Origin of the sequence: Staphylococcus sp. GDY8P57P (assembly GCF_017892585.1) — a bacterium.
Lineage (GTDB): Bacteria > Bacillota > Bacilli > Staphylococcales > Staphylococcaceae > Staphylococcus > Staphylococcus borealis.
The window spans coordinates 54,590-76,427 of record NZ_JAESLK010000005.1; the positions used below are offsets into that span (position 1 = coordinate 54,590).

The window sequence follows — 21,838 nt, forward strand, 5'->3', positions numbered from 1 at the left end:
ATTTGCTTAGCGAATTAATATTGTTTCATGTATTGATCGCGTTCCCATTCAGAAACTTGAGTTCTGTAATAATCCCATTCAATTGATTTAGAGTTTATAAATTGATTGTAAATGTGATTACCTAACGCTTGTTTAACTGTGTCATTTTCACGCATAGCTTTTAAAGCAGTGTAAAGTGTTGAAGGTAAGTCTTGGATACCTACAGCTTCACGTTCTTCACGGTTCATTTCATAAATATTTTGGTTAACTGGTTCTGGAACTTTAGTTTTGTTCTTAATTCCATCTAAACCAGCTTGTAGGATTGTAGCTAATGCCATGTAAGGGTTAGCTGCAGGGTCTACTGAACGTACCTCGATACGTGTTGATAAGCCTCTTGAAGATGGCACACGTACTAATGGAGAACGGTTTTTACCACTCCAAGCGATATAACAAGGTGCTTCATAACCAGGAACTAAACGTTTATAAGAGTTTACTAATGGGTTACAAACAGCTGTGAATCCACGTGCATTATTTAAGATACCTGCAGTAAAGTGATAAGCATCTTCTGTTAATTGCATTTCACCATTTGGATCGAAGAATGCATTTTCTTTACCTTTAAATAATGATACGTTGAAGTGCATTCCGCTTCCGTTAACACCAAATAATGGTTTTGGCATGAATGTTGCATGTAAATTATGCTTACGTGCAATTGTTTTAACAACTAATTTAAATGTTTGGATGTTATCACAAGCAGTAATCGCATCTGCATATTTAAAGTCTATTTCATGTTGTCCTGGCGCAACTTCGTGGTGACTTGCTTCGATATCGAATCCCATATCTTCAAGTTCTAATACGATGTCACGACGGCAATTTTCACCTAAATCTGTTGGTGCTAAATCGAAGTAACCACCATTATCATTTAATTCTAATGTTGGTTCACCTTTTTCGTCTAATTTAAATAAGAAGAATTCAGGTTCAGGCCCTAAGTTGAAATCTGTATAGCCCATATCTTCCATTTCTTTTAACACACGTTTTAAGTTGTTACGTGGGTCACCAGCAAATGGTTCACCATCAGTCGTATATACATCACAAATTAAACGAGCTACTTTACCTTGACCAGCAGTCCAAGGGAAGATAACCCAAGTATCTAAATCCGGGCATAAATACATGTCAGATTCTTCGATACGTACGAAACCTTCGATTGATGAACCATCAAACATCATTTCGTTATCTAATACTTTTTCTAATTGGCTAACTGGTACTTCAACGTTTTTGATTGTACCTAAGATATCTGTAAATTGTAATCTTAAGTATCTAACGTTTTCTTCTTTTGCAAACTTACGAATATCGTCTTTACTAAATGTACGTTTAGGCATGGTAGAAATCCTCCAAAAATTTATTTAATAAACCGTGATAAATCGCCACGATTTATTGGCAAAGCTTCACCGTGTGGTTTCTGCGTTGCGTCAACAATCATTCTTTTTCTAATCTCTTGTTCATCTGATGTAAGATGCCCTTGATTATTAGTTATGATTTGCTTGATCCCTTTAAGGTTAAATCCTTTCTCAATCAAAGATTTAATTTCAAGAAGACGTTCTAAATCATTTAACGAAAATAATCGCTTGTTTCCTTCTGTACGCTCGGGCATGACAAGTTCATGTGTTTCATAGTAGCGGATTTGTCTTGCAGTGAGTTCTGTTAATTTACAAACAACACTCATAGAGAACACGGCCATATTACGTCTGATTTTATCGTTAGACATTCATAACCTCACCTCTACTTTTGAACTTGATATAAATTTAGCATAGTTTTAATCGCATTACAAAAATATGTTAGGTTTTCTTACATGAAAAATCCAAATCTATATTTAATATTAATTTCAAGCTCTTTTCAATAGTTAATATAGACTCATTTATATAATATTTTTTCAGAAAAGAAGCTGTGATATAAATAATATAATGGTGCTACTTCGCAAATTCGCAGTAGCTGACTGAACTGAGAAAAGCTTAATTTAAGCGCCTTCTCAGTTCTAGTCATCCTTGCGGGCGGGACCCCATCAGAGAGAATTTCATGAAGAAATTCCACAAGAAAAACAATCTGGGAGCGGACGACGAATTTAAAAAAATTCTGAACCACTCCCATTAAGCATCTATATTAAGTTTTGTTCCTTCAAATTAGCAACTGCACGAGTAACAGCCAATTTAACGTGTTCATAAGTTAATCCACCTTGAACATATGCTTCATATGGTGGTCTTATCGGTCCATCTGCAGACAATTCAATTGAAGACCCCTGAACAAAAGTACCAGCAGCCATGATTACATCATCTTCATAACCCGGCATATAGCTTGGTTCCGGGCTGAAATGTGCATTGATTGGTGAAGCGTGTTGTATACTTTGGCAAAATGCTATCATTTGTTCTTTCGTATCAAATTGAACGGTCTGTATTAAATCCGTACGTTTAACATTATATTTAGGAACTGTTTGCATATTCATTTTTTCTAATAATAAGCTCGTAAACAATGCACCTTTCAAGCTTTGACTAACTACATGCGGTGCTAGAAAGAAGCCCTGATACATCTCTTGTAACGAATACAATGATGCGCCCGCTTCTTTACCAATACCAGGCGCTGTTAATCGATAGCCACAACGTTCGATTAAGTCTTTACGTCCAGCGATATAACCACCTATCTTAGCTAAACCGCCACCTGGATTCTTAATTAATGAACCTGCTATCAAGTCTGCACCAACTTCAATAGGTTCACGTTCTTCGACAAATTCTCCATAACAATTATCCACAAAGATTATAATATTAGGGTATCGCGCTTTAATGGCTTGAATTGCTGTCTCAATTTCTTTGATAGCGATGGAAGGTCTTTGGTCATAACCTTTGGAACGTTGAATAGCTACTACTTTTGTTTTTTCTGAAATTGCTTCAAGTGTGGACTGAATATCTATTTGCCCCTCTTTCAAAGGAACTTCATTATATTCAATTCCATGTTCTTTTAAACTTTCAATACCATTACCATTTACACCAATCACTTCAAGTAATGTATCGTATGGACTTCCAGTAATATATAAAAGTTCATCGCCGTATTTAAGTGTACTTTGCAGTGCTAAAGTAATCGCATGTGTGCCTGAAATTATTTGTGGGCGTACAATCGCATCTTCAGCTTTAAACGTATGGGCATAGATATCTTCTAGATGATCCCGACCAAAATCATCATATCCATAGCCTGTACTCCCTACTAAATCACTTTCTGTAGCTTTAACGTAATGAAAAGCATTTAAAACTTTTTCTTGATTTAAATACGCAATTTCTTCTATTTGTTTAAAATATGGTGATAACGTCTCCTCAACGTCTTTAACCAATGACGAAATATCTGACATTGTTACATACTTCCTTTTATTGTTTTTTATATCCAGTAATTACATAATCCTCATTTGTAGGATCAAAATTCATTTCTTCAATTAGCGTATGCTGCTTCAAGAAATAAAGTCTATCTGCGTTTGTACTGGGAACCTTCTCTTCATAATAAGACAATGCGGCTTTCACTTGTGCTATTAAAAATGCCTTAACCTTTGATTTATCCCCTTCAACTCGACTAGAGACAAAAATGGATGGTGATGCAGATACTGGACTATCATCACTGTCACTACATTGATCTTTCTTATTAAATATAACTGCTTGAGGTATGTGACTCATATCTAAATCATTAATTAATTGATTAACTGTATCATATTGAGAACGGTACTCTGAATGACTCGCATCTACGACATGTAATAATAAATCCGCACCTTTTGCTTCTTCTAACGTAGATTTAAAGGCAGCGATTAATGTCGTTGGTAATTTTTGAATAAATCCAACAGTATCTGAAATAATTAAATTAAATCCTTCATTAATTTGAATTTGACGTGTTTTAGGATCTAACGTCGCAAAGAGTAAATCTTTCTCAAATGTTTCTTCACCTGACAATACATTAAACCACGATGACTTACCTGCATTCGTATAACCAACGAGCGCAATTTGAAAGACTTGATTTTGTTCGCGTTTATTACGGTAACGTTCCCTGTGTTCTACTACAGTTTGTAATTGATGTTTAATTTCATTCATACGTGTACGAATGTGACGTCTATCCATTTCTAATTTCGTCTCACCAGGACCTCGTGTACCTATGCCACCACCAAGTCGTGATAAGCTTTTACCATGCCCCTGAAGTCTTGGTAATAAATAATCTAATTGCGCTAACTCTACTTGCAATTTACCTTCACGACTACTTGCTCTCAATGCAAAAATTTCTAAAATCAACTGTGTTCTATCGATAATTTTTATGCCCAAATTATCATTTAATGTTTTAGATTGTGCAGTAGTTAACTCATCATTGGTCACTACGACATCTATATCATGGAACTCAATAAAAGCTTTTAATTCGTCAATTTTACCTTTACCAACGTAATACTTATGATCGACTTGTTCTCTATTTTGAGTGACCTGTCCTTTAACATCAAGCTGACAAGTTAATGATAAAGCTTTTAATTCTTCCATTGTTGAATCAAAATTAAATTCATTATCATTTTGAGCATGTACACCGACTAATACAGCAGTTTCCAACTTTTTCTTTGTCGCGTGTGTCATACGCTGTGTCACGTTATACATCTCCTTCTAATGTGTTTCTCAAATATTTTATCACAGTGTGTATTCAAAGACTATCTACTAAAAATATGTTACATTATTCTTATATTGAAAGGGTGGTACTATGGAAAATATATATGACTTTGTGGTACAAAAATCTAATGGTGAAGATTATAAATTAGAAGAATACAAAGGCAAAGTAATGCTAATTGTTAACACTGCAAGTGAATGTGGTTTCACGCCACAATTTGAGGGTTTACAAGCATTGTATGAGAAATATAAAGACCAAGGTTTTGTTATTTTAGGTTTTCCATGTAATCAATTTGGTGGGCAAGAACCTGGTTCAGGTGCTGAAGCTAACCAAAATTGTAAAATTAACTATGGCGTTACATTCCCAATCCATGAAAAAGTGGACGTCAAAGGGGAAAATCAACATCCTTTATTCCGTTTCTTAACTGATGCAGCTAAAGGTATGTTAAGCGAAAAAATTAAATGGAACTTCACAAAATTTTTAGTTGATCGTGAAGGAAACGTCGTGAGTCGTTTCTCACCTCAAAAGAAACCAGCTCAAATTGAAAAAGATATCGAAAAATTATTATAGATTAACATTTAATTAAACTACGATAAAAAGCTACATTATACAGTTCTCTATAATGTAGCTTTTTATATTACAAACATTCCTCTATTTGTCAAAAGTGCTAAAATATGATGAGTTTATTACAAGTCACACTGTCATTAAGACCGTTGTCTACGCTCTTAAGAACTTGCAACGTTGCACTTTAATTACAACTTATTCTTCACTATTTACTGGTTCATTAGAATCTGTAACTTCAGTTTCCACAGTAAATGTGCTGATCGCATGTTTGTATATCAAATGTTGTTTACCTTGAGAAACTAAGCTGACAACATATTTGTCAAAGTCTTCAATAACACCTTTCATTTGAAAGCCGTTTAAAAAGAAAACTGTAACTTCTGTTTGTTGTGCTTTAAAGTTCTCTAGTGCTTGATCTTGGATGTTGTGGTTTGCAATCATGTTTAGAACTCCTTTTATTTATTTGGGTTGTAATCTCATCTAACATCATTTGAAGTGTCATTGTCTCTCTATCAAACCATTGAACATGTAATTTATTCTTGAACCATGTCAATTGTCGCTTAGCATATTGTCTTGAATGTTGTTTTAATGTTTCAACTGCTTGGTCTATTGATAACTCACCATTTACAACAGGTACCAGCTCTTTATATCCAATTGCTTGCATACTTTGAGTAGATTCATAACCCTGTTCTACTAGGTTCTTCACTTCATTAAATAATCCGTGGCCCAACATAATATCTACACGTTTATTTATTCTTGAATATAATGTTTTGCGCGACATTTCAATCCCTATTAATAATGTATCATAATTTTCTGTAAATTGTTGCACTTTCTTGCGAGAACTTATAAGTTTTTTTGTATTTAAGTAATATTCAATCGCTCTATACACCCTTTTTCTATTATTGGGATGTATATCTTGTGCAGATTGTGGATCAAATGTCGCCAAATAATCATGCACTTCTTGATTAGTCAATGGTTCTAATGCTTGCAATTTAGACTTGGTTTGCTTTTCAACTTCTTTTGAAACGGTCTCATCTTCGAATGGATAATCATAAATCAATGATTGAATATATAATCCCGTACCTCCAGCTATAATAGGAACCTTGCCCCTAGTAGTTATATCTTTAATCAAATTTTGTGCTTGTTGTTTGAAATCATACGCTGAAAATGAGTCATCTGGATTTAAAATATCAATCATATAGTGGGGGATGCCATCCATTTCTTCATTCGTCACCTTAGCTGTACCGATATCCATTTGTTTATATACTTGCATAGAATCCCCACTAATGATTTCACCATTGATGCGTTTTGCTAATTCAATACTCAATTCTGTCTTACCAGACGCGGTTGGTCCGACTATAACCACTAAAAATGGTTTATTGACGTCGTTCAATCGTTATCCCTCACTTCAATTTTTCTTTATTACTTGTTTCTGAATCCAGTCAAACATATGCGTCCATATCATTTCCTTATCATCTTCAAATAAAATTTCATGTCTTCTATTCGCATAAAGTTGAACTGTTATATGGTTGATGCCTGCACGTTTGAATTTTTTTCCCAACTTCCGTATACCTTTGCCATAGTCACCAAATGGATCCTCCTTACCAGAGATAAGTAGTATTGGTAACTGGGCGTTCATTTTTTTGAGTTGCTTATTATTAGCCGTACTTATCATATGTTTCACTGTTTGATAGATTAATTGGTTAGATACTAAGAAACCCGTATAATCATCGTTAACAAATTTGTTAATTTCATCACGCTTAGAGGATAGCCAATCGCTCTTTGTTTCAGGTTGATCTATTTTCTTATTAAATGATTTATAAACAAATTGATTCACCCATTCTAATCGGTTACGCTTTCCACAAATAAGTGTGATTAATTTTAATGCAATTATAGCTGGAATTCCTTTGTATTTAGGATATTGACCAGTACCTGTAAGTATTAAGCCTTGTGCAACATCTGGATATTTCTCTACGAACAAACGAGCAATAATTGAACCCATTGAATGTCCTAAAATGATATATGGAATATTGCTATCTGAACTATGGAGTGTTTGTGCTATTTCATAAGCATCTTGGGCTATGGTATGCATGTCATTGTAATGACCTCTTTCACTTTCATCTATATCGATACCGTGACCTCGATGATTGTGTCGTATAACATCGTATCCCTGATGCGTCAATGCCTGCACAAGTGATTCATAACGATCCATATGCTCAGCCATTCCGTGAAAGATATGAACGACACCAAATGTTGCTATCTTCGCTTTATCTACTTTAACTTCTATCATAGTGCCGTCTTCAACGGTAATTTTGAATGATTGTTGACTCACGCATATGCCTCCTTGCAAAATTAATTACTTAACCTTAATGTCCTATATTCTTTTAAATATACCTGTCCTTCTTAATGTTATCAAATTGTTAGACTCATTTTAACAACTTCAATTGCATCTTTATAGACGCAAGTCTGAATTCATCTTGAAATCGTTGTCCTCCCCATCTTACTTTGCCTGTAAAATCACTCTATATTAGTGACATTTTCCAGTGAAATTCCCTTAGGTGAGATGTCTCCGCCAATAATCTTCCTTTTGGAACACTAAAGCGGGAGTAGAACAGATTTTTTTAAAATCGTTGTCCTACCCCCGCAAGGATGACTTGAACTGAGAAACCTTGATTTGAGTACGCGCTCAGTTCAGTCAGTTACTAAATATTCATATTTTTAATGACTTTGATGTTTCATTTAATACACGCATATAGGTGTTAAATTCTCAAAACATCCATTTTAAATTTTATTTTAGAACTGCAAGTTGTTCATTGCCGTGTGTTGCTTCTTCAATCGCAATATTAATTTCTTTAGTAAATTCATTTCGTTGACTTTGAGTATAATTCAGTAATTTAGCAAGTTCTTCAACGACTGCATCTTTATATTGTTTTACTTGGTTAATATTGAAATACAATTTACCTGTTCTACGAATTAAGAAATCTGTTGGTTTATAAACCATTTCATTTTGAACGCTATATACTAATTCAACGTACATTTCTAGTGGTAAATTTAATGTCTTGTCTTGTGCTATTTGTGCAATGTTAAATAATTTATCAACGTTAGAACCATATCTAGAAGCTAAACGTTCAGCAACATCAGCTTGAAGACCAATTGCCTTACCTTCTTCAACTTTACGTGCTACGTAATTTTCAAAGTTTGCACTTCCGCCTACATCACCACCAGAAATCGGTGTATGTTTCGTTTTACAATCATCAAATGTTAATTTGTATTCTTGTTTTAAACGTTTTGCTAATAAATCGACAATTTCTAAAGCCATGTGACGGTAACCTGTTAATTTACCACCAGCAATCGTTAAAAGACCTGATTTACCTTCCCAAATTTCATCTTTACGTGAAATTTCAGAAGGATCTTTTCCATCTTCTAATATTAACGGTCTAACTCCAGCCCAAGTTGATTCGATATCTTCATCTTTTACATTTACGTCTGGGAACATATAGTTAATTGCATCAATAAGATAGTCTCTATCTTCTTGTGTTGTTAATGGTTTTGTTTTGTCATTATCATAGAACGTATCAGTTGTTCCGACATACGCTTTACCTTCACGTGGAATGGCAAAAATCATTCGTCCATCTTTTTCAGTATCGAAATAAACCGCTTGTCTTAACGGGAATTTAGATTGATCAATGACAACATGAACCCCTTTAGTTAAACGTAATTGTTTATTGTTACGCGTGTAATCTTTTTTGCGAACTTCATCTACCCAAGGACCTGCAGCGTTAATGACTTTTTTAGCATTGATTTGGTACATTTCACCAGTTAGTAAATCTTGAACTTCAATACCTCTCACTTTAGATTTTCCATCGTAAATGAAATCTGTTGATTTCGTATGATTTAAAACTTCTGCACCATTTTCTTCGGCACGTTTCATAACTTCAATTGTTAAACGTGCATCATCAGTACGGTATTCAACATAATAACCGCCACCTTTTAAACCATCTTTTTTCACTAATGGTTCTTTGTTTAATGTTTGTTTTTTACTCAACATTTTTTTACGTTCGTATTTTTTTACACCGGCTAAGCGATCATATGCTGTTAAACCTAAGTTTGTTGTGAATTTACCGAAAGTACCACCTTTGTGCATTGGTAGTAACATCCATTCTGGTGTCGTTACGTGTGGACCATTTTCATAAACAATCGCACGTTCTTTACCAGTTTCAGCTACAACTTTGATTTGTGCTTGTTTTAAATATCTTAATCCACCATGAACTAATTTAGTAGAACGTGAACTTGTACCTTGAGCAAAATCTTGCATTTCTACTAATGCTACTTTCATACCACGTTGAGACGCATCTAACGCAATCCCTGCACCTGTGATACCACCTCCGATGATTACGACATCATATTCTTCATTTTGTAAATTTTTCTTAATTACTTCTCTATTTAAAGTTGATAAAGCCATAAATATACCCCTCCGATATTTTATTTTTGTGAAAAAAGAGAGACCTATCCATACAGAATCAAACTGTATGAAACAGGTCTCTCAAATCTCGACTAATTTATTAACTTAATTTAATCATATCACACTTCTATAAACTAAGCCATGTTTAGAGATTAATCTTCTAATTTAAAGACCTGAGTAGCTTCAACTGCTTTTTTCCAACCTTTATATAACTTAGTTCTGTCTTCTTCAGACATCTGAGGTGTAAATTCTGTTTCTAATTGCCATCTATTTGCGATTTCATCTTTACTATCCCAGAAACCAACTGCTAATCCCGCTAAATAAGCAGCGCCTAATGCTGTAGTTTCTTGAATTACTGGGCGCTCTACTGCAGTATTAACAATATCTGCTTGGAATTGCATGATAAAGTTATTTTTAACTGCACCGCCATCAACACGTAAATTGTTCACTTCAATTTTAGAATCTTTAGACATCGCTTCCATAACATCACGTGTTTGATAACATAATGATTCTAATGTTGCTCGAATGAAGTGTTCTTTTTCAGTACCACGGCTCAAACCGAAGATGGCACCTCTTGCTTCTGAATCCCAGTAAGGCGTACCTAATCCAACGAATGCTGGTACGAAATAAACATTATCAGTAGAATCAACGCGAGTCGCATAGTTCTCAGATTGAGGCGCTGAATTTATAATTCTTAAACCATCACGTAACCATTGGATTGCTGATCCTGAAACAAAGATAGAGCCTTCAAGTGCATAATTAACTTTACCATCTAAACCATACGCAATAGTAGTTAATAATCCACTTTCAGATTTAACTGGTTCTTCTCCAGTATTCATTAACATAAAGCCACCAGTACCATACGTGTTTTTCACATCTCCACGTTCGAAACATGCTTGTCCAAATAGTGCAGCTTGTTGGTCACCAGCGATACCTGAAATCGGTACTTTTTGGCCAAAGAAATGATAGTCTCTTGTATGTGCGTAAATTTCACTAGATGGTTTAACTTCTGGTAACAATTGTTTAGGTACACTTAATAATTCAAGAAGTTCTTCATCCCATTTTAAATCATAAATATTATACATTAGTGTACGACTCGCATTTGAATAATCTGTAATATGTGCTTCTCCACCAGACAATTTCCACACGAGCCAAGTATCAATTGTGCCAAATAATAAGTCGCCATTTTCAGCTTTTTCTCTAGCGCCATCAACGTTATCAAGAATCCATTTCACCTTCGTTCCAGCAAAGTATGGGTCTAATAATAAACCTGTTTTATTACGGAACGTTTCTTCATGTCCTTGCTCTTTTAATTCATGACAGATTGCTTGTGTTTGACGAGATTGCCATACAATTGCATGATAAATTGGACGTCCTGTATTTTTATCCCAAATAACTGTCGTTTCACGTTGGTTTGTGATACCAATACCCTCAACTTGATCAGCGTTAATTTCATTTTCATTTAACACTTCTGCCATAACTGCTAATACTGAAGTCCAAATTTCATTAGCGTCGTGTTCTACCCAACCTGATTTAGGGAAGTATTGTTTGAATTCTCTTTGTGCAATACCTTTGATGTCGCCTTCTTTATCAAATAAGATAGCTCTTGAACTTGTTGTTCCTTGGTCTATCGACATGATGTATTTTTCCATAAATTTTCTCCCTTTCTGCTATATGAATAAACAATTGTTAAAGAATTTGAATATTAAGGAAGTGTACTATAGTTATAGCACTTTTCCAAAAAATTAATCATAAATGTAAGATGTTAATTAATAAATTGATTCAATATCATTTGATTTATTAGCTTTGTTCAGTGCCAAACCAAGCACTAATGTAACGATAACTAGTAAAATACCAACTGCACAAATCAAATCAAATTGTCCTTTGTAGAAGACTTTATAAATAACTGCTCCTAACATACCTCCTGCAATAGGCCCCAATACGGGTACTATAGCATAGCCCCAGTTAGAACCACCTTTACCAGCTATTGGTAGCATTGCATGTGCAATTCTTGGTCCTAAATCACGTGCAGGATTGATGGCATAGCCAGTAGGACCACCTAAACTTAGTCCAATTGCAACGATTAAGGCACCAACGATAAGCGGATTTAATCCATCGGCAATTTTATTAACACCAATAAATAAAATACCTAGGCAAAGAATCGCTGTACCAATAATTTCACTCAAAAAGTTTGCAAAATAGTTCTTAATTGCTGGCGCTGTAGAAAATACACCTAACTTCGCACCTTTATCTTCTGTTGCTTTCCAATGCGGTAAATACATTAACCAAACGAGCACACCACCTACAATACCTCCAAGCATTTGACAGATTATGTAACCTGGTACTTGCGCCCAACTAAAACCGCCATCCATCGCTAGAGCAATAGTCACCGCTGGATTTAAATGTGCTCCTGAAAATTTCCCAACTGCGTAAACACCCATTGATACAGCTAGTCCCCAACCTGCTGCAATAACGATCCAGTCAGAGTCCTGACCAGCGCTTCGCTTCAAATTAACGTTAGCACAAACGCCACCACCGAAAAGAATTAGAATAGCAGTACCTAAAAATTCTGCTAAATAAACATTCATGATGAATCCTCCTATAAGACAAAAAGATTCCTACAAAGGCGCTAATAAAGGCATTGCAGAAATCTCTTCGTCTCTTAATCTTTATATTAACTTGTTTAAATCATACAGAAAGTTTGTAAGCGTTGTCAATACTTTCGTTGAAATTTTGTCACATTTAAGTAATCCTAAAATTGATTGTACTCATTTTATAAAATTAAGAAAGAAGATGGATTGATGGCAGTACGAATTACCATAATGCACGGTTACTGGTTGTAACGTAGCTCGCACCGCTATTAAGTGCCTGAGTTATTTCGCTTTCTTCATTAATCAAACCACCTGCAATGACTTTTGAAGCAGTTTCTTCATCAATGATTTTAACAACTTTATGCGCTATACCAGGTAATACTTCTACATAATCAGGCTCAACTTTCTTAATTAAGTTAATACTTCTACTTAAGGCTTGACTATCTATAATAAACACCCTGAAAATCGTTAACTTATTTAACGATTTAGCTTTTTGAATTACTTTAGATTTGGTAGAAACGATGCCTTTAGGACTATACGTTTGAATGATATATTCACAAGCATATTCATCGACAGCCATACCTTTAATTAAATCGATATGAATATAGGCTTCAATTTGATTCGCCTTTAGCAGCGCCATAACACTTTTCAAATGACCAATATGCATATCTAATAGCACACATATTTTATAATCTGTTTTTATTAATTTCTCTAAGTCTTTCATATTACGTATCGCAGGTAAAACGTATTCTTTCATAAGCATTTTCCTCTCTACATGACGCGTTTAAATAATTTTTCTAGTTCATAATTCGAGAAGTTGATGATAATAGGTCTGCCGTGCGGACATGTGAATGGATCTTCCGCTTCACGTAATTGATCAATCAAATCCGCCATCTCATTATTTTTTAAATAATGATTTGCCTTAATTGATTTCTTACAACTCATCATAATCGCAGCATCTTCACGCATTTTTTTTACACTTATTTTTTTATCATTTAATACCAACTCAACCATATCTTGAATAATTTCTTCCGCTTCCGCTTTTGGGAACCAAACAGGGTAACTATTCACGATATAATCATGACCGCCAAAGTGCTCTAAATGAACGCCAACTTTGTCTAATTCTTCTTGATATTGGTCTATAATCATTTGTTCATCTTTTGAAAAGTGAAATGTTAATGGTATCAACAAATCTTGGACTTCATTCGTCACTTCGCCAATTTTTTCTCTAAAATATTCATATTTAATACGTTCTTGAGCAGCATGCTGATCAATCATAAACATGCCGTTTTCATTTTGGGCAATAATATAAGTTCCATGTACCTGGCCGACAACTTCCATATATGGAACACGTCGCGATGGTGTGTTACTTACCTTTCCTTTAATATCATTGCTATCTTGTGGTTGATATAATGTTTGTTGATTTTTTGGCGCTATTTCATCACTCATATTTGCTTCTGATGCGCCTTTTGTTGCGTAATTTATATCCTGATTATCTGGATTAGTCGTATCACTATCCATTTCATTCAAAATTTCTTTTTGAATTTGGAAGTAATCTTTGTCATCGGCGCGTTTATTATTGTGAACGATGCTTTCCGTACTTTCATTTATGCTATCTTTATTATCTGGAGCATCGTACTCATAATTTGATTCATTTAAGTGATCGTCATTAGAATCACTAGATGTCTTATAGGTTGGAGTCGCAGTCTCTTGATTCAAATTCTGTTGACGTCTCTCAAAGTCTATTTTTTGTTGTTCAAATTGATTTAATACTTTATTTTTTTTAGGTCTTCTATCCAAATCATTTTGCGGAATTAAAATTCTATCCTTGAAAGCTTCTCGAATTTTCTCAACAATTAATTGATATAATTGTTCTTCTTTTGATAATCTGACTTCTAATTTAGTTGGATGAACATTCACATCTACGAGTATTGGATCCATTTCGATATTTAAGTAACAAATCGGATAACGTCCAATTGTAAGTAATGTATGATACCCTTCAATAATTGCCTTATTGAGTACAAAGTTTTTAATATATCTGCCATTAATAAATATTGAAATATAATGCTTATTACTTCTTGAGTGCTCTGGTTTAGCTACGAAACCCTCTAAGTGATAATCACTCGTATCACCTTGAATATGTACTAAATCTTTTGCAACTTTTATACCGTAGATTTCAGCCATAACTTCATTTGTTTTACCGGAACCGTTAGTTTTCAACAATGTTTTTCCATCTGATATTAAAGAAATACGTATATCGGGATGACTCATTGCCATACGATTGACGATATCTGTAATTTTGCCTAACTCTGTATATAAACTTTTTATATATTTTAGGCGGGCTGGTGTATTGTAGAATAGTGATGCTACTGTGATGTCGGTACCTTTTTTAGCTTTAGCTGGTTTACGACTTAAAATTTCGCCATTTTCGGCATAGATTTCATGACCATTCTCACTATCTGTACACGTCTTAAGCGTAACTTTAGCTACTGAAGATATACTTGCTAATGCCTCACCACGAAAACCTAATGTTCTAATGTGAAATAAATCATCATCTGCATCTAGCTTACTTGTTGCATGTCTATGAAATACTAAATCTAAGTCATCTTGTTCAATACCAGTACCATTATCTACGACTCTAATAGAAGAAATACCTGATTGTTCTACTTCAATATTAATTTCCGTAGATTGTGCATCGATTGCATTTTCTAACAATTCTTTCACAACTGAGCTTGGACGCTCTACTACTTCACCAGCTGCTATTTTATTCGCAAGAGACGTTTGTAGTTCCTTAATTTTGCCCATTTTCCAACACCTCTATCTCAATTGATTTTGTAATTCACTTAGTTTAAGTAATGCTTCAATAGGTGTCATATTTGATATATTAAGTTTTTTAATCTCTTCCTCGATTTCACTTACTGTTGGTTCTGAATCGAATAGATTAAATGATGCTTGTTCAAATTCATTGCTTGGTCCATGATTGTCAGTTTGTGCTTTTTTATCGCTATCTTTTTTATTTTGTGTAGCGTTAATATCGTGGCTTTCAACTGACACCGATTCCTTAAGCACTGAATTACTAGTTTTTTCATAATCATTGGCGTTTTGATGTTGTTCGAAAGCATCTAAAATCACTTGCGCACGATTAATCACATCATCTGGTAAGTTAGCCAGTTTAGCTACTTGAATACCATAACTATCATCAACAGCCCCATCTTTTACTTTATGTAAGAAGATTAACTCTCCTTGATATTCATCAGCGGCAACGTGTACATTTTTAAGGCTTGGTAGTGCTTGATCTAATGTGGTTAATTCATGATAATGCGTTGAGAATAACGTTTTTGCATGAGACGTTTGAGCAACATACTCAATCATGGCTTGGGCTAGAGCTAAGCCATCATACGTCGAAGTACCTCTACCAATTTCATCGAAAATGATTAAACTATTTTCAGTCGCATATGTTAATGCTTTTTGTGCTTCTAACATCTCTACCATAAATGTACTTTTCCCTGATACTAAATCATCTGCAGCACCAATTCGAGTAAAGATTTGATCAAATATTGGCAATGTTGCCTTATCACAAGGAACATATGCCCCCATTTGAGCCATAATACTGATGATTGCAACCTGTCTCATGTAAGTTGACTTACCTGACATATTAGGACCAGTGATAAGATAAATAAAGTTGTCTTTGTCTAATTCACAATCATTAGGAACGTAGTCATTATAGTCCATTACACGTTCAACCACAGGGTGACGTGAGTTTTCTAATTTTAATGTTTTATTATCACTAAATTCAGGTCTAACATAGTTGTATTTTTGTGCAATTTCAGCAAAACTTTGCAAGCAATCAAGTTCAGAAATAATTTTAGCCTGCTTTTGAAGTCTTTCCGTATAAGTTTTAATATGTTCTCTTAAACGAACAAAAAGTTGATACTCAAGTTCTACTGCTTTATCTTCAGCACCTAAAATAATATCTTCTTTTTCTTTTAACTCATCTGTTATAAAACGCTCAGCATTAGATAAAGTTTGCTTACGGTGATAACCATATTCATTCGGTTCAAATCCTTGTAAGTTTGCTCGTGTAATTTCTATAAAATAACCAAATACTTTGTTATAGCTAATTTTAAGTGATTTAATTCCTGTTCGCTCTCGTTCTTTAGCTTGTAACTGTGCCAACCAATCTTTACCATTCTTAGAGGCCTCTAAGAATTCATCTAATTGTTTACTAAAGCCATGTTTAAACAGGCCACCATCTTTAATGGAAATAGGTGGTTCTTCAATTAAACTGTCTTCTAATACCTGTAATAAATCTTCTAATGGTTCAAGAGAACTAAATTGATTTGTCGCAACATCATTCATACTTTCGAGAAGTGCTTTAATATTAGGAATCTCAGAAATTGAATGTTTAAGTTGAATTAAATCACGTGCATTGACGTTACCATAACTTACGCGACCTACTAATCGTTCTATATCATAAACTTGATTTAAATAACCTCTTAACGTATCTCTTTCAATGAAGTGATTCATGAATGATTCAACTATATTTAGTCTCTCTTCTACTCTTTCTTTATTAATTAAAGGTCTGTCTATCCATTGCTTAAGTCGACGCGCCCCCATTGGTGTTTTCGTTTCATCCATTAACCATAAAAGCGTGCCTTTTTTAGATTTTAGTCTTATACTTTCAGTTAATTCTAAATTTCTCTTAGCGTAGTAATCCATCTTCATGAAATCAACTGCAGCATATGTGATTGCATTCTCTAAATGAGATAGATCTCTCTTTTGTGTATGATATACATAGTCGAGTAATAATTGAGTAGCTTGATACGTATGATGATCAGTTAGTTGATTAACCTCATATGAAGCATCCGAAATTGTTTCACTAACAGTTATTGTTTCTGTTGTTAAATAGATTTGCTTTTTAAGACTTTCATTAATTTCTTGATTAACAACGATTTCGTTAGGATTTATAGTTACAATTTCATTTATTAAAGTATCTTCATCTTCAATTTGAGTAGCTTTTAATTCACCAGTTGAAATATCACAATAACTTAAGGCATAGTTACTATCTTGTTTAATAAAACTTAAAATATAGTTATTTTGGTTCTCATCCATACCACCTTGTTCCATTACTGTTCCAGGTGTTACTACTCTAACTACTTCACGTTTTACCATACCTTTCGTTTGCTTAGGATCTTCCATTTGTTCACATATTGCTACTTTGTAACCATTATTTATTAACGTTTCAATATAGCTATTCGCAGAGTGATAAGGTACGCCACACATAGGAATTGGGTTTTCTTTTTTAGCATCTCTTTTAGTCAATGTAATTTCTAATATTCTAGACGCTTCTTTTGCATCCTCAAAAAACATTTCATAAAAATCGCCTAATCTAAAGAATAATAAACAATCTTGATATTGCGATTTAATTTTCAAATATTGTTGCATCATCGGTGTCGTATTCGACATATTTTCACAACCTTACTATATTTTTCCGAATTATAACGTACTTTTAACTTATATATTTTAACATATGAAATGTTACAACGCTCGTGAGTTCATTTAATTTAACTTTATATACTATTGCAAAATTTATTTATCACAATGATCAATAAAAAAAGATTATCATAACAAAATTAAGAATATAGACATTTTTTAAACGTCTGCCTCTTTCTTTTGAAAATGATAATCTCAAATTAATTAAAACAACTCTTCATCCACAAAGTATTATTTTTTAAACTTATCCAGTAATCCTCGTTTTTTCAACATAAAAAGTAAGAAATAACTAATCGCAGCACCTATAAAACTTGAAATAATAAATGCTATCATTAATGGTTTAACAAAGAAATCTTGCATGCCTAAGAACCATGCCATTGGAATACATAACAAACTTCCTATTATACCAGTACCAATTACTTCACCAACAGCAGCCATAAAAATATGTTTCCTGTACATATAAAATACGCTGGCTAAAAGCACACCAATCATACTTCCTGGAAATGCGAAAAAGCTACCAGTGCCAAATAAATTTCTTAAGATTGATGAGATGAGTGCTTGAGCTAAACCATACCATGGTCCCACAAATACTGCACATAATACATTGATAAAATGTTGCACAGGTGCTGCTTTTATAGGTCCCAATGGAATGATAATAAAACTACTTAACACAACGTTAGTGGCAATCAACAATGCTGTAAGTGTTAGTTTTCTATTGTTCATAGTGCTTATCCCTTTCTTATATTATTCCTTATGTTCATCTTCATTATGTTCGTTTAAACGATCTTCCATAGTACTTATCATCAGTTGTAATAAATCATTCGCTTCATATTGTGCAGAGCGAAATTCCTCAACTATTGGTAATTCATTAATTTCATGTTCTAAAGCTTCAATCTCATCTTCTGATTGTTGATAGGCATGTTGTTTACCGTAATTTTGAAAATTAACTGACTGCTTTTGTTGTTTTTTTAAACGGTTCATTTTATTTTCAATATTATGATTTTCATGAATTTGTTTTTCTATATTTTGATATGATTTTATAAGGTCTAAATCTTTAATTTTATTTGTGAGTTGATCGGCTTGTTTTAAAATTTCATCCTTGCTATACATTTAATTGGTCACCATTGGTGCACTATGAAATTCTTTGAATGTACCATTTAATGAATATTGTTTTGTTTCATCAATTTCAACGTCTACTAATTTTCCGATTGCCTCACGTGGACCTTTAAAGTTTACTAATTTATTCTTCTCAGTATAACCGGCTAGAACCGTATCATCTTTCTTACTAACACCTTCACATAAGACAGTTACCGTGTGCCCTTCATATTGATTCATCGCTTTTTCAGAATAATGACCTACTTTTTTATTTAAACGTTGCAAGCGCTCTTTTTTCACATCTTCAGGTACATTATCTTTCATTTTAGCAGCTGGCGTACCATCTCTTTGAGAATATAGGTACGTATATGCATGTTCAAATTGGATCTCATCATATAATGATAGTGTTTCTTGGAATTGTTCTTCGGTTTCGTTAGGATATCCAACAATTATATCTGTCGTTAATGCGACATTCGGAATGGCATTTTTAATTCTATGTACCAAATCTAAGTAACTTTCTCTCGTATATTTACGTCCCATAATTTTTAATACAGCATTATTTCCAGATTGCACAGGCAGATGGATATGTGGCACTATATTTCCACCTTGAGCTATAACTTCAATCATTCTATCCGTAAAGTCCCATGGATGACTTGTAGTAAAACGTACTCTTGGGATATCAATTTTAGAAATATCTTCTAATAAATCTCCTAATCCATAATCTAGATCCTTAATATCTTTACCATATGAATTCACATTCTGACCAAGTAAAGTGATTTCTTTATAACCATCTCGTGCTAAACCACGGACTTCGTCAATGATATCTTCTGGTCTACGACTACGTTCTTTTCCTCTAGTAAATGGCACAATGCAATAGGTACAGAATTTATCACAACCATACATAATATTAACCCATGCTTTCGTACTGCCTTCACGAACTTTTGGTAGGTTTTCAATAATGTCGCCTTCTTTAGACCAAACTTCTACAACCATTGCTTTAGAAAGATATGCTTCTTCTAAAATTTCCGGTAATTTATGGATATTGTGTGTACCAAAAATCATATCTACATTTTGATATGACTTAAGTATCTTATTTACGACTGACTCTTCTTGAGACATGCATCCACAAACACCGATTAATGCTTCAGGTCTATTCTTTTTTAAATGTTTTAGGTTACCAATTTCACTAAATACTTTATTTTCAGCATTTTCACGAATCGCACAAGTATTAATCAAAATAACATCCGCTTCATTTATATCATCTGTAGCTGTATAGTCTAAAGCTTGTAAAATCCCAGCCATTACTTCTGTATCGTGTGCATTCATTTGACAACCATATGTTTTAATTAAGAATGTACGCCCTTTTCCCATTCCTTGGTATTTGTCTTCTATATGAAAATCACGATTATAATTAATATCTTGTTTACCTCGTTTGCGTGCTTCTTTTAAACTAGGTGGTTGATAAATTTTTTCGAAGTATTTACTATAATCTTTTTCTACTTTCTTATCGCGCTCATTTAAGATATTTATCGTACCAGCTTTTCTTTGTTCTTCATTCACTTTAAAAAATTCCTTTCTATATGCCCTAATATCATTAGTTCATTATATTAAAATTAATTATAAAGTGCAAAAAGAGTTAAAATAGTTAATAAATTTGTCATTTTAAAAAGGAGTGCGACAGAATTCTTTTAAAATTCATCGTCCACTCCTATCTTGCTTTGCTTGTAGTATTTCTTAATGAAGATCTGCTTGTTGGGGGCCCTTGATTAGAACTGAAAAAAGCTTGATTTAAGCGCCTTATCACTTCAGTTAGCTACTGCGAATTTGCAAAATAACATCATTATATTATTTATGTCCTAGCCCCTTCAAAAGCCATTTATTCACTATCATATTTTCCTGTTAACGTTTCAATTGTGATACCAGCTGGTACATGATAAAACTTAACTTGACTAATAATACTTGGACATTCTAATTCAACCATTCGTTCATGTAATTTCTGAATTAGGATTAAACATTCACTCATATCGCCTTGAACTGTCGTTTCGAGAGGACCCACTCTAAAATGCAGACCAGAATCATTTATGATTTTGATAGCCTCATCTACATAAGGTATAACGTCTTCGTTGTTAGGCGTTTTTGGAACGATTTGAATACTCATTAATGTATCTTGCATTAATAATCACCTCAGTCTATTCTATTACCTTAATTCTACCACGCATTAATTAAAATTGCCTTTAGTAATTGCTATATTAATTGCTTTACTCAAATCAAACATCTTATCGTCCCAATTCGATTCGTCCAACCTACTTTTACGGTTACTCTTATTATTTTTGAATAAAGATTTTCTCAAACTAGACGTTAACTCTATTTGCACACCTACACCATTTTTTGTACAATTCACAATATTATTATCTTGAGTACCAGACATATGACTAGGTGCTTCATTTACTTCTATACCAATTTGACTTAATTCTTCAACAATACGCTCTTTTAAAAGATTATCTTTACCACCGATATAAGCAATTTCATCTTCACCAAGACATCCATGAATTGTGATTGCACGTTCACTTGTTTTTACTAAATCCATAGCAATGTCATTATCATAATTAATAGATGTTACGTGCAACTCATTGTTCCCTTTTGTTCGCATACCATTAAATGCAAAATAATTAAATTGCCCATCATTAGCAATAACACGCGCAAGTTCAGTAGTAGCAGGTTCTATTCCACCGCCATGTATCGCTAGAATTGTTATTTCGCTATCTCTATTATCAGTGACAATTTCCCAATCTTTATTCTCAATCGTTTCACTTTGCAATTCACTCATAGACTGATATTTATCCATTTTGAAACCTCACTTAAGTAAATTATTGTTACTTTTCTTTTCCCTTAATCTTATTCCTAAAAAGTATTTATCTAAAATTTAATAATGATTACTTAAACTAAATAATTTTAATAGTATCTAAATACTAATGTTGATAAAGTCCGTATAATT

19 protein-coding genes are annotated in these 21,838 nt (G+C 33.6%); 1 reads left to right on the top strand and 18 read right to left on the bottom strand.

The window, feature by feature from the left end; all coding sequences use genetic code 11:
* Window positions 1–14: 14 nt before the first annotated feature.
* From glnA to hflX, 4 genes are all read right to left on the bottom strand, one after another.
* Window positions 15–1,355 carry a type I glutamate--ammonia ligase gene (glnA, locus tag KA878_RS02310; protein ID WP_075109051.1) on the bottom strand — a complete coding sequence of 447 codons (1,341 nt, stop codon included), beginning with the start codon at window positions 1,353–1,355 and terminating at the stop codon, window positions 15–17.
* A 20-nt stretch (window positions 1,356–1,375) separates the two neighbouring features.
* A complete protein-coding gene (locus KA878_RS02315) occupies window positions 1,376–1,741 on the bottom strand; it encodes a MerR family transcriptional regulator (protein WP_053029363.1) in 366 nt (121 codons plus the stop codon).
* Window positions 1,742–2,128: 387 nt separating this feature from the next.
* On the bottom strand, window positions 2,129–3,367 hold the full coding sequence (locus KA878_RS02320) for a methionine gamma-lyase family protein (RefSeq protein WP_193839397.1): 1,239 nt from the start codon (window positions 3,365–3,367) through the stop codon (window positions 2,129–2,131).
* 16 nt (window positions 3,368–3,383) lie between these two features.
* A complete protein-coding gene (gene hflX / locus KA878_RS02325; RefSeq protein ID WP_398577033.1) occupies window positions 3,384–4,613 on the bottom strand; it encodes a GTPase HflX in 1,230 nt (409 codons plus the stop codon).
* 121 nt (window positions 4,614–4,734) lie between these two features.
* On the opposite strand from hflX, the gene KA878_RS02330 reads away from it, so the two are divergent.
* The gene (locus KA878_RS02330; RefSeq protein ID WP_053029360.1) at window positions 4,735–5,211 is read left to right on the top strand and encodes a glutathione peroxidase; all 477 of its coding nucleotides are present in this window, start codon (window positions 4,735–4,737) and stop codon (window positions 5,209–5,211) included.
* A gap of 189 nt (window positions 5,212–5,400) precedes the next feature.
* Here the strand turns inward: KA878_RS02330 and hfq are convergent, their stop codons facing one another.
* The 14 genes from hfq to KA878_RS02400 all read right to left on the bottom strand — a co-directional run bounded on the left by hfq (window position 5,401) and on the right by KA878_RS02400 (window position 21,688).
* A complete protein-coding gene (gene hfq, locus KA878_RS02335) occupies window positions 5,401–5,643 on the bottom strand; it encodes an RNA chaperone Hfq (RefSeq protein ID WP_053029359.1) in 243 nt (80 codons plus the stop codon).
* Entirely contained in the window at window positions 5,597–6,595 is a 999-nt protein-coding gene (miaA, locus tag KA878_RS02340; RefSeq protein ID WP_193839398.1) for a tRNA (adenosine(37)-N6)-dimethylallyltransferase MiaA, read from the bottom strand. Before miaA ends, hfq begins: the two co-directional genes overlap by 47 nt.
* Before the next feature lie 15 nt (window positions 6,596–6,610).
* A complete protein-coding gene (locus KA878_RS02345) occupies window positions 6,611–7,534 on the bottom strand; it encodes an alpha/beta fold hydrolase (protein WP_053029357.1) in 924 nt (307 codons plus the stop codon).
* A gap of 456 nt (window positions 7,535–7,990) precedes the next feature.
* A complete protein-coding gene (locus KA878_RS02350) occupies window positions 7,991–9,664 on the bottom strand; it encodes a glycerol-3-phosphate dehydrogenase/oxidase (RefSeq protein WP_193839399.1) in 1,674 nt (557 codons plus the stop codon).
* Window positions 9,665–9,816: 152 nt separating this feature from the next.
* The gene (gene glpK, locus KA878_RS02355; RefSeq protein WP_193839400.1) at window positions 9,817–11,316 is read right to left on the bottom strand and encodes a glycerol kinase GlpK; all 1,500 of its coding nucleotides are present in this window, start codon (window positions 11,314–11,316) and stop codon (window positions 9,817–9,819) included.
* A 117-nt stretch (window positions 11,317–11,433) separates the two neighbouring features.
* Window positions 11,434–12,252, bottom strand: coding sequence for an MIP/aquaporin family protein (locus tag KA878_RS02360; protein WP_053029354.1), 819 nt, complete (start codon window positions 12,250–12,252; stop codon window positions 11,434–11,436).
* Between the two features lie 226 nt (window positions 12,253–12,478).
* A complete protein-coding gene (locus tag KA878_RS02365; protein WP_053029353.1) occupies window positions 12,479–13,012 on the bottom strand; it encodes a glycerol-3-phosphate responsive antiterminator in 534 nt (177 codons plus the stop codon).
* A gap of 14 nt (window positions 13,013–13,026) precedes the next feature.
* Window positions 13,027–15,060, bottom strand: coding sequence for a DNA mismatch repair endonuclease MutL (mutL, locus tag KA878_RS02370; RefSeq protein ID WP_193839401.1), 2,034 nt, complete (start codon window positions 15,058–15,060; stop codon window positions 13,027–13,029).
* 12 nt (window positions 15,061–15,072) lie between these two features.
* Complete coding sequence (gene mutS, locus KA878_RS02375; protein ID WP_193839402.1) at window positions 15,073–17,721, bottom strand: DNA mismatch repair protein MutS; 2,649 nt, start codon at window positions 17,719–17,721, stop codon at window positions 15,073–15,075.
* A gap of 258 nt (window positions 17,722–17,979) precedes the next feature.
* On the bottom strand, window positions 17,980–18,471 hold the full coding sequence (gene thiW, locus KA878_RS02380; RefSeq protein WP_053029350.1) for an energy coupling factor transporter S component ThiW: 492 nt from the start codon (window positions 18,469–18,471) through the stop codon (window positions 17,980–17,982).
* A 21-nt stretch (window positions 18,472–18,492) separates the two neighbouring features.
* Window positions 18,493–18,858, bottom strand: a complete 366-nt coding sequence (locus KA878_RS02385; protein ID WP_075109061.1) for a YlbF/YmcA family competence regulator — start codon at window positions 18,856–18,858, stop codon at window positions 18,493–18,495.
* Window positions 18,859–20,403, bottom strand: a complete 1,545-nt coding sequence (miaB, locus tag KA878_RS02390; RefSeq protein WP_193839403.1) for a tRNA (N6-isopentenyl adenosine(37)-C2)-methylthiotransferase MiaB — start codon at window positions 20,401–20,403, stop codon at window positions 18,859–18,861.
* Window positions 20,404–20,719: 316 nt separating this feature from the next.
* Window positions 20,720–21,016, bottom strand: a complete 297-nt coding sequence (locus KA878_RS02395) for a thiamine-binding protein (RefSeq protein WP_053029347.1) — start codon at window positions 21,014–21,016, stop codon at window positions 20,720–20,722.
* A 45-nt stretch (window positions 21,017–21,061) separates the two neighbouring features.
* On the bottom strand, window positions 21,062–21,688 hold the full coding sequence (locus KA878_RS02400; RefSeq protein WP_193839404.1) for a poly-gamma-glutamate hydrolase family protein: 627 nt from the start codon (window positions 21,686–21,688) through the stop codon (window positions 21,062–21,064).
* Window positions 21,689–21,838: the final 150 nt, after the last annotated feature.

Coding starts and splice junctions, on each gene's coding strand:
- thiW (WP_053029350.1), bottom strand. CDS start 18,471: ATGAACAATAGAAAACTAACACTTACAGCATTGTTGATTGCCACTAAC.
- hflX (WP_398577033.1), bottom strand. CDS start 4,613: ATGACACACGCGACAAAGAAAAAGTTGGAAACTGCTGTATTAGTCGGT.
- hfq (WP_053029359.1), bottom strand. CDS start 5,643: ATGATTGCAAACCACAACATCCAAGATCAAGCACTAGAGAACTTTAAA.
- glpK (WP_193839400.1), bottom strand. CDS start 11,316: ATGGAAAAATACATCATGTCGATAGACCAAGGAACAACAAGTTCAAGA.
- KA878_RS02385 (WP_075109061.1), bottom strand. CDS start 18,858: ATGTATAGCAAGGATGAAATTTTAAAACAAGCCGATCAACTCACAAAT.
- mutS (WP_193839402.1), bottom strand. CDS start 17,721: ATGTCGAATACGACACCGATGATGCAACAATATTTGAAAATTAAATCG.
- KA878_RS02395 (WP_053029347.1), bottom strand. CDS start 21,016: ATGCAAGATACATTAATGAGTATTCAAATCGTTCCAAAAACGCCTAAC.
- mutL (WP_193839401.1), bottom strand. CDS start 15,060: ATGGGCAAAATTAAGGAACTACAAACGTCTCTTGCGAATAAAATAGCA.
- KA878_RS02315 (WP_053029363.1), bottom strand. CDS start 1,741: ATGTCTAACGATAAAATCAGACGTAATATGGCCGTGTTCTCTATGAGT.
- KA878_RS02360 (WP_053029354.1), bottom strand. CDS start 12,252: ATGAATGTTTATTTAGCAGAATTTTTAGGTACTGCTATTCTAATTCTT.
- KA878_RS02330 (WP_053029360.1), top strand. CDS start 4,735: ATGGAAAATATATATGACTTTGTGGTACAAAAATCTAATGGTGAAGAT.
- KA878_RS02320 (WP_193839397.1), bottom strand. CDS start 3,367: ATGTCAGATATTTCGTCATTGGTTAAAGACGTTGAGGAGACGTTATCA.
- KA878_RS02400 (WP_193839404.1), bottom strand. CDS start 21,688: ATGGATAAATATCAGTCTATGAGTGAATTGCAAAGTGAAACGATTGAG.
- KA878_RS02350 (WP_193839399.1), bottom strand. CDS start 9,664: ATGGCTTTATCAACTTTAAATAGAGAAGTAATTAAGAAAAATTTACAA.
- KA878_RS02365 (WP_053029353.1), bottom strand. CDS start 13,012: ATGAAAGAATACGTTTTACCTGCGATACGTAATATGAAAGACTTAGAG.
- glnA (WP_075109051.1), bottom strand. CDS start 1,355: ATGCCTAAACGTACATTTAGTAAAGACGATATTCGTAAGTTTGCAAAA.